The sequence below is a fragment of the Methylotuvimicrobium sp. genome, from assembly GCF_050611805.1.
Lineage (GTDB): Bacteria > Pseudomonadota > Gammaproteobacteria > Methylococcales > Methylomonadaceae > Methylotuvimicrobium.
In genome coordinates, this window is sequence record NZ_JBNGHF010000070.1 from 8422 (window position 1) to 17698 (window position 9277).

The 9277-nt window shown below is 46.8% G+C and carries 8 protein-coding genes and 1 tRNA gene; 3 read left to right on the top strand and 6 right to left on the bottom strand.

Features of this window, described 5'->3' with window-relative positions; translation table 11 throughout:
* Positions 1–548: 548 nt before the first annotated feature.
* Both ACRJJO_RS20120 and ACRJJO_RS20125 read right to left on the bottom strand, forming a co-directional pair.
* Positions 549–1139, bottom strand: a complete 591-nt coding sequence (locus tag ACRJJO_RS20120; protein WP_431067371.1) for a TetR/AcrR family transcriptional regulator — start codon at positions 1137–1139, stop codon at positions 549–551.
* Between the two features lie 482 nt (positions 1140–1621).
* Complete coding sequence (locus ACRJJO_RS20125) at positions 1622–2557, bottom strand: LysR family transcriptional regulator (protein WP_431067372.1); 936 nt, start codon at positions 2555–2557, stop codon at positions 1622–1624.
* A gap of 298 nt (positions 2558–2855) precedes the next feature.
* Between ACRJJO_RS20125 and ACRJJO_RS20130 the strand changes: the two genes are divergently transcribed.
* Together ACRJJO_RS20130 and ACRJJO_RS20135 are read left to right on the top strand one after the other, a co-directional pair.
* On the top strand, positions 2856–3362 hold the full coding sequence (locus tag ACRJJO_RS20130; protein ID WP_431067373.1) for an NUDIX hydrolase: 507 nt from the start codon (positions 2856–2858) through the stop codon (positions 3360–3362).
* A gap of 3 nt (positions 3363–3365) precedes the next feature.
* A complete protein-coding gene (locus ACRJJO_RS20135; RefSeq protein ID WP_431067374.1) occupies positions 3366–4130 on the top strand; it encodes a Nif3-like dinuclear metal center hexameric protein in 765 nt (254 codons plus the stop codon).
* Between the two features lie 8 nt (positions 4131–4138).
* On the opposite strand, the gene ACRJJO_RS20140 is transcribed toward ACRJJO_RS20135, so the two are convergent.
* A tRNA-Asp gene (locus ACRJJO_RS20140) sits at positions 4139–4215 on the bottom strand.
* A 486-nt stretch (positions 4216–4701) separates the two neighbouring features.
* Here ACRJJO_RS20140 and ACRJJO_RS20145 point away from each other — a divergent pair.
* Positions 4702–5364 carry a class I SAM-dependent methyltransferase gene (locus ACRJJO_RS20145; protein WP_431067375.1) on the top strand — a complete coding sequence of 221 codons (663 nt, stop codon included), beginning with the start codon at positions 4702–4704 and terminating at the stop codon, positions 5362–5364.
* 162 nt (positions 5365–5526) lie between these two features.
* Here the strand turns inward: ACRJJO_RS20145 and ACRJJO_RS20150 are convergent, their stop codons facing one another.
* The 3 genes from ACRJJO_RS20150 to ACRJJO_RS20160 form a co-directional block, all read right to left on the bottom strand.
* Positions 5527–7299 (bottom strand): SLC13 family permease, encoded by a 1773-nt coding sequence (locus tag ACRJJO_RS20150; RefSeq protein WP_431067376.1) that lies wholly within the window; start codon positions 7297–7299, stop codon positions 5527–5529.
* A gap of 114 nt (positions 7300–7413) precedes the next feature.
* Entirely contained in the window at positions 7414–7776 is a 363-nt protein-coding gene (locus ACRJJO_RS20155; protein ID WP_431067377.1) for a hypothetical protein, read from the bottom strand.
* Between the two features lie 81 nt (positions 7777–7857).
* Positions 7858–8031, bottom strand: coding sequence for a hypothetical protein (locus ACRJJO_RS20160; RefSeq protein ID WP_014149328.1), 174 nt, complete (start codon positions 8029–8031; stop codon positions 7858–7860).
* Between the last annotated feature and the right edge of the window lie 1246 nt (positions 8032–9277).

The following is a 9277-nucleotide window of genomic DNA, read 5'->3' on the forward strand; positions in this document are numbered from 1 at the left end:
CGAAGCTAGAGCTTCACGCATCGGTTTCCCAAGCTGGAGCTTGGGAAACAGCGAAAGATAATGATTGTCGATAAGGTCCCGGTTTTGGCAAGCGGTAAGATCGATTATCCTGCGGCTACGGAGTTGGCTAAGCGCGGTTAGCGGTTAGCGGTTAGCGGTTAGCGGTTAGCTGAATTATGTGACATTTTGCGCTCCTTCCCAAGCTCTAGCTTGGGAATGCAGAGACCGGAAGCTCTAGCTTCCCGAGACCTGCCCAGCCGATTGAGTTTAGCTCAATTTGTGGTTACCAAGGTCCTACGAGGGAAACCATACCTTGGCTGCAGACTTAAGATCGTTATGCATTCACACGCTGGAGCGGTAGGAACGAAGATATACATCGGTTTCTCTTTCCCTTTGTACCGCGAAGCTAGAGCTTCACGCATCGGTTTCCCAAGCTGGAGCTTGGGAAACAGCGAATTTCTAATTTCTACTTCCCTTTCCCCGTTCACTACTCACTACTCACTACTCACTACTCACTGCTTACTACTTCCTGCTTACCGTTCACCCATTCACCGCTCACCGCCAACAAAAGTCCGCACCAAAGTCAGCAAGGTTTTCTGAGCTTCTTGTAGCGCTTGCTTATCCGACTTGCCGTTGATTGACAGCAGACAGACGCCGTGAATGCCGCCCCATAATGCATTTCCGATACGTTGGTTTTGTTGCGGGTTATTTTCCGGATGTAATCGGGCTATTTGCGTTGTAATAATTTCTTCCAACCGATTCATTTTTACCCGATACCAATCCGGAAAGTGCCCGCTGTCGACAAATCGATTACCGAATAACATCGACCATCGATTAAAGTTTAAACTGGCAAACTTCAAATAAGCTTTGGCCATTTCCTCTAAATCTCGAGATGCCGAGCCAGTCTCAACTTTATTCAGCGCACTGGCGATCTCATCTAAGGTTTCAGCATTGACATGAAGAACCAAATCGGCCATGTTTTCAAAAACCATATAGATACTACCGACGGTATAGCCGATAGTCATCGCGATTTTACGAACATTTAAGGCCGCACCACCCTGTTCGACAATAATTTGATTCGCCGCTTGCATAACCATTGCTTTGATCTCTTCCTGGCTATGTTCGTATCGTCTTGCCATAATGACTCTGATTTAAAATTTATAGACGCTCGATCATTCCCACGCGGAGCGATCATCGTTTCGTTATACAGAAATTGTAGGATACGCTACGCGTACCTTCATGCCGTTAATCACTGAATTCCTACCCAGATCAAACAATAAGGGCTTGTTAGCATTAGTGGGCATGGTACGCACAACGTACCCTAAAGAGCTCCAGCGCGTGAATGCATACCGATCTTGCTTCAATTACCTAGGTATGGGTTCCCACGGAGGACCGTGGGAACCAGAAACCATAAGGGTTTGTTTGGCATCGGTAGGGTTACCATGGTACGCGCAGCGTACCCGAGGCTGCCATTAAATTAAGGGAAACCCGTCATTCCGCCATGGACTGGCGGAATCCAGTGCCATGGATGGCAAGCTTCTAAGAGACATTAAAGCCTAAATGCAAGAATTACTTAATTTTTATGACGGCTTAACTTAATGGCAGTGACGCACAGCTTACCCTACGGAGCTCCAGCCTCCCGCTTCTTTATCCTATCCGTGCTGGCATTCATTTGCCAATCAAAATATCGAGTCAAAAAATTCACAAATGTGGTGATCTTCGCCGGAATAAATCTTCTTTGCATATAAGTGACGTAAATAGACAGCGAGGGTATTCGGTAATCTTTTAATATTTCTATTAACTTGCCCTGTTCCAAGTAATTGGCAACTGAAATTTCGGGCGCCTGGGTAATACCCATACCCAAGGAAGCTGCCTGACACAATGCCCTGCCGTTATTCGATGCGAAGTGCCAAGTAGTGCGTAACTTTTTTTCCTCGCCATCGACATTAAATACCCAATAATCTTCATGGGGCGTATCGATATAATGCAAGCAATGATGACGACTCAAATCCTCTATGCGTCTTGGCTCGCCGTATTTAGCTATATATCCTGGCGAAGCGAAAGTACATAATCGAGTTTCCGCGATCTTTCTGGCCACGACACCTAGTTCGAGTGAGTTTGAAACCAATATCGATAAATCATAAATGCCCTCGCTCAAATTAATATGCGCGTTTTGCAACGACATCATGACTTTAACATTCGGGTGTTCGCTTTGATAGGCATTGATCGCCGGCACCATATAAATACCGCCGAAATCGATCGGTGCGGCAATCTTTAAAACGCCTTTGACATTTTGCCCCAATTCGACCATATCTTCATCCAGTTCGGCGAATTCGTCTAGTAAAGGCTTGCTTCTCGCGTAATAACTCTCCCCGGCTTCGGTCAAACTAATCTTGCGGGTCGTTCTATTCAACAATGCCACGCCGAGCGATTCCTCAAGCTGCGCCATGTATTTGCTCACCATCATTGCCGATACTTTCATTTCGCGAGCGACGGCTGCAAATGTACCCAATTCGACAATTCTGCAAAACACTTTTATATTATTCAATTTATCCATATTGCTGCCACTATAAACTTATGGTTTATAGTTTATAAACTTTTTTTGCTATTTTAAATAAGATTAGTCCTGATAGACTCTTAACCGGAGATAGTTGGACCACCCGGTTTTTTGCATTGACATTGGCCGGGAGGTTCAGTTCTATATTTTCCAATCCTCCATGGCATAAATTAAGCCATAGCGTTACACCTGATACATCCAATTCCTCCCTACACCTCTTCAAGCGAATCCGTGTTTGTATTGACTTATTGACGTGAAAAAGGCTTTATACGGGCCTTTGTCAAAATCCATTTTCGCCATGCATCAAGAATACTTATCTATCGTAGACGAAAACGACCGCGTGATTGGCAAAGCGCTTCGGAGCATCATTCATCGTGACCGCCTGCTTCATAGGGCCGTGCATATTTTAGTCTTTAACGATTCTAATTTATTATTTTTACAAAAACGCTCCCTGACCAAGGACATCAACCCCGGATTATGGGATAGCTCGGCTGCCGGGCACGTCGATGTCGGCGAAGATTACGACGAATGCGCTGTAAGAGAGCTTCATGAAGAACTCGGAGTTCAAGTCGATAGACTTAGCCCGTTATTTAAGTTATCTGCGACACCCGTCACCGGCATGGAGTTCATTGAAGTTTACCGCTGCGACCATAACGGACCCTTTTCGCTAGCCACCGAGGAGATCGAAGAAGGACGATGGTTTGATACGAAGGAGATCGACGCTCGGGTTAACGACGACGATCCTACGTTAACCGAAACTTTTAAATCGCTCTGGCAGCGCTATGAAATACTGAATGAGAACTAAACGATGATCAGCCGTCAACAATTAAACGATTATTATCATACCCTGCTGAATCCTGACGCTTATAAAGATTATGGCCCGAATGGATTGCAGATCGAAGGCACCGACACTATCGATAAAATAGCCTTTGCCGTGTCGGCCACGCGCGATTCGATTTCCCGAGCCATCGAGCAACAGGCCAAGGCATTAGTTGTTCATCACGGCCTTTTTTGGGACTTTCACGGCGCACGCACGCTGACGGGTCCTTTTGCCAGTCGCGTATTGCCTTTAGTTCGAAACGATATAAACCTGTTCGCTTATCATTTGCCTTTGGACGGCCATCCTGAAGTCGGTAATGCAGCGGTGTTAGGCAGACTAATCGGCTGCATGCAGCAAGAACCTTTCGGCGATTATAAGGGCTGCGCGACCGGCATCAAGGGAACTTTCGACAAGCCGCTGTCGGCGTCGCAACTACGGCACGTATTGGAGTCTGTGCTGAACCATCCGGTTATTCTGGCATCGCCCAATGAAAGTCAATCGATTCATTCGATCGGCATCATTACCGGCGGCGCGAATCGCGAATGGAAGTTGGCGGCAAATGAAGGACTCGATGCCTATATCACCGGAGAAATCAGCGAGCATGATTGGCATGACAGCCAAGAACACGGCATTCATATGTTCGCAGGCGGTCACCACGCGACCGAACGATTTGGAATCAAGGAATTGATGAGAAAGACGGAACTGCATTTCGACATTCAATGCAGTTATATCGACAGCGATAACCCTGTCTGAGGAATTGTTGGCGGAGCGGACGGGACTCGAACCCGCGACCCCCGGCGTGACAGGCCGGTATTCTAACCAACTGAACTACCGCTCCGTTAAAGAGCGAGTATTCTATAGGATTTCACGGATACGTCAAGTTAATTAACGCAGATTGTAAAAAATACCCTTTTTTTGCTCCCTCTGCCTCAGTGTGGGAATACATACCGATCTTGTATCGGAACCCGAGGTATGGGTTCCCACGGAGGACCGTGGGAACCAGAAATGTAGGCTTCGCTCCCACAAGTTGCTGGTTTCTCTGTGGGAGCGATCCCCAGATTGTCCCTCACCTAACGCTATGTGGGGGAAAGTCGGGTACGTTAGGTAATAATAAATGGTATCGAGGTCACACCGGCTAAGAAGGCAAGGTTGTATCTAAATATATGTACAACAGCGCGTACAGTGCGATGGAATCATTAGGGGAGTTGTTTTTCCCTCGTTCCCACCGCTCCAGCGTGGGAATGCATACCGATCTTGTTTCGGCACCCGAGGTATGGGTTCACACGGAGGACCGTGGGAACCAGAAACTTTTCACTGCTAACAAATGCAACTCAAAATGACACTCGACGATCATCTACATTGCCCACTCTGCGCGGAATCGAAAATTGAACATTACCATAGCGATAAGCAACGCGATTACTTTCTTTGCTCGACCTGCGCGCTAGTCTTTGTTCCGCCCACTCAGCAACTCGATTTGCAACAACAAAAAACGATTTACGACCATCATCAAAACGATGTGCACGATCAAGGCTATCGGAAATTTTTGTCGAGGCTCGCAATCCCTCTTTCCGCTCGTCTATTACCGGGAGCAAGCGGGCTTGATTTCGGCTGCGGCCCCGGTCCGGCACTTAGTTCAATGTTAAAAGAACAAGGATTTCCGACGGCAATATACGATCCGATTTACGCCGATTATCCGGAAGTTTTGCAAGGCCGATACGATTTCGTTTGCTGTACCGAAGTAGTCGAACACTTTACCGAACCGGGCCTTGAATTCAGCCGGCTTTTTTCCATGATCAAACCTCAAGGCATTCTCGCGATCATGACCAAGCGCGTAATCGACCAACAGGCATTCGCGCAATGGCATTATAAAATCGACCCGACGCACGTTTGTTTCTTTTCCGACAAGACCTTTCTCTGGCTTGCAGACCGTTACCGGTGCCAAATCGAATTTATTGACAGAGATGTCGTGATACTAAGCCGGTCCTGATTAGCAAGATGCTTCAGCTTGCTGAAGCCAATTGTCCGAGCAGTGGCCAGTCGTAGCCACTTCTGCGGGACGGGGTTGCAAACCCCGTCCTGCTAGGGATATGCTGGTTTTTGGGCTTTAGCTGAAGAAACTTGCTAATCAGGAAGCCGGTTGAATTGAAAGTTAATTCGACAACGGCCAAATTAACGGAATCAGTCCTATCGAGGTAATCGCAACTATGATATTCATCGGCACCCCGACTTTCAAAAAGTCCTTGAAATAATAACCGCCAGGCCCGTAAACCATCAAGTTGGTCTGATAACCGATCGGCGTTGCAAAACTGGCCGATGCCGCCACCATCGTGGCAAACACGAAAGGCTCCGGATTGAGCCCGAGACTTCCGGTAATCGCTAAAACGATCGGCAGCATCAGTAATGCCGCGGCGTTATTGGTTATCACCTCGGTCATTATCGAAACGATAATATAAGTCAAACCTAACAATAACCAGGCGTTACCATCGGCAATGGACAAGACATGACGAGCAATGAAATCGGCGGCGCCGCTGATTTGTAACGCATTACCCAACGCAAAACTCGCCGCGATTGTGACGATTACGGTTAAATCCAGGCTTCTTCGCGCTTCGTTGATGCTGCAACAACCGGTCGCGACCATTGCTCCGGCACCGATCAAAGCGGCATTCAACATACTGGTTAAGCCGCTAGTTGCCAGAATAATAACGCCTAGCAATAAGGCCCAGGATAAATTAGCTCGACTGTGATTAGGCCGTGTTTCCGCCAAATCGTTGATCATTAAAAAATCGCGCTGCACGCGTTGACGCGTGACAAAAGCCGGCCGCGCTTCCAGTAACAGTACATCGCCGGCCTGCAACTCGATAGACCCTAGATTACCTTGAATGGGCTCGCCGTTCCGCGCTACGGCCAACACGACGGCGCCGTATCTATCTCTAAACTGGGAATCCCGAATCGTTGTGCCGATGCTATCGCAATGCGGCGAAACCACCGCTTCAACCAAACACCGCTCCGGCGCATCTTTTTCGATGACCGGATGTTGATTATCGGAAGGCACCAGGCCATTTGTTCTTAAAATATCGAAAATAGCACTGGTTTCCCCGACGAATACCAACCGGTCGCCGCCTTGCAATTTTTCTTCCGAAGATACGGCCGTCACGATACTGCCGTTGCGTTCGACTTCGGCTAAATAGATTTTGTGGAGGTTTCTTAAGCCGGCCTCGGCAATGGTCACACCTTCTAAAGGCCCGTTGATCGCCACGGCCACTTCGAAAGTAAACTTTTTCCTATCCGCGAATTGTTCGGAAGCGCTTTGCCGCTGCGGCAATAATAGCGGCAATACGAAAACGATAAACAGAATGCCGACAAAAGCAACCGGCAGCCCGATCATAGTGATATCGAACAATCCGAAACCGCTTTTACCGGTCAATACTTGGTATTGACCATTGATAACCAGATTGGTACTGGTCCCGATTAGCGTTAGCGTGCCGCCTAATATGGCAGCGTAGCTCAATGGAATCATGAGCTTAGACGGACTGACTCCGATACGTTTGGACCAGCGCGTTACCGCTGGAATCATTGTAGCGACGACCGGTGTGTTGTTTAGAAAGGCACTGAGCGGAATGATAGGCAACACTAAGCGAAATAAGGCGCTACGAAGGCTTTTAGGATTACCTAACATGAGATTGACAATCAATTCGACACCGCCGGATGCTCTTATGCCGGCAGCAATGATAAACATGGCGGCAACGGTGATCAATCCTTCATTACTGAATCCTGACAACGCTTGTTTGGCATCGAGAACCCCGCAAACGCTCAGTACGGTCAGCGCGGCCATCAATACGATATCGGGGGTTAGGCGGGAAAAAACCAGGGTAATCAAGACCCCAAGCGTCAAAAAGATAGTAAGCCAACCTTGCCAGTCCATTGTTTCCTCTAAAAATGATTGAAGGCGATTGATTCGCCTGGGACAGGAGACTTATTATAGAACAAATATCTAATGTACAGCACTTCCCTGTGCTTGTGCTCAATGTTGTGCGAATCAACCTTTACCGGGCAACATGCCTACGCTGCCGGGTTTAATACGTTTGCATTGCACAACGACATCTTCCAAATGACAGGTTACGCCGGTTTTGGATGTATCAGGACAAGCTTCGCAAACTGCTTTCCCGGTATCTTTGACTTTATCGACGTGCCAACCGTAGCCTTGAGTTTGACAAAACTTCTTACTGAACCGCTTGATATTATAATCTCTCGAAGCGTTCGCGATTGCATCTTCTTCGACCATGCATTTCGGTGAAGCCAATGTATTAGCCATCAGATCTCGATAAATATATTCCGTGGCCATCGATCCTCCTGCGTAGAAGGACAATGTCATCAATAAGCCTATCAACTTTAGTTTCATAACTTTATTCTCTGCTTTTTCTTAAGATAATGGGGCAAATAAACGTTTATTCGTCTTGAATGTTTAATCTATCGTTGATGCTTAATTCAAGACACGAATATTCATCAACGCCTCTTCTTCCTTGAGTTGCTCTTTGATTGGTGCAAATTTTTCGTCCTCGTTCATTTTGACCAATAGCAGAGTTATAACTAAAGCTGATGTCAGGCAACCGACATAAAGCCAAAATCTATCTTTTTTAGGTTCTTCAATCGTCATGGTTCTTTACCTCTCTTATAATTGTGTTAACCCAGGCTGATTTTTAAAAGCCGGGTAAAGTGGGTATGATTCTTAACCCATATAACTCAACATCTTAGACGCTACATTTGCTAAGTCTGGGGTAAGTTGTCGAACGATGCATCTCGTCGGAATCCATCTATTATGCAGATCCCATAGACTTCAAAAAGCCTAAAAATCAAGCCATCATCCTTAAAAGAGCTGTTGACATGTTTTGTAGACCGTTCGTGCTGAGCTAAGTCGAAGCATGAAGGGTTTACAACACTTTCACCGGCTTGGTGAGGCCTCAAACTAGTCTTTTTAGGATCATGCGCTCCATGAATGCTCGAATCTTTGATCCAACATCATTTTTTAACTTGCATGGGTTAACTTAGCCAGGCCCTTGTCAACCCATGCAAGCCGCCGGATCTTGTTATCATCGTCGACATACAATCGCTACTAAAACGGCAAGTCATTATCGACCCCTTCCATTTAGTAGTGATTCGAAACTATAAGAATGATAGAGAAAAAAGTCAATTAATTATCGATTCGATACCAATTAACTTTCCGAATGCCCCGCGAAAGTCGAAGCGGATATAGGATGAAAGGCCTGTTATTGGCGCTTATTCTTTGGCATTGAATGCCGAAAATCTTTGCATCGGATGAGGTGAGAAAAAATTGTAGGCATCCCCTTTAAAAAAGCTATGTTCGCGTTAATAGTTGAAGTGAATACTACACCAATCTCGAAGTAATTATTCACACCCCCTATCGTTCCAACGCTCCAGCGTGGGAACGATAATTGCCGGGGGACTGAATAGATACACTATTACCGCATACATAGCCTTAAAAAAGCTATGTTCGTGTTAGAAGTTGAAACGGTTATCTTTCCTACTAAATAAACCATTTAGTAAATAGTAAATGATTGTTTTCCAATACACTGAGCGTGGAGGAGGGTAAGCTGTGCGTACCACAGCAGTTCCATCCGTAGTTTAACGCGCCCTCATGTGCTGCCTTGTGCCGACATTAGGTACGCGCAGCGTACCCTACAATTCATTTCCTGATTAGCAGGTTCTTCAGCTAAATTCCAAAGATCAGCATATCCCTAGCAGGGCGGGGTTCGCAAGCCATGAGCTTCAAGCTAAAAACGGCCAACCCACATCACGCTCTTTCCCAAGCTCCAGCTTGGGAAAGACACCCCGGAAGCTCCCCCTTCGACAAGGCTCTCCTGAGCGCAGCCGAAGGGCTCAGG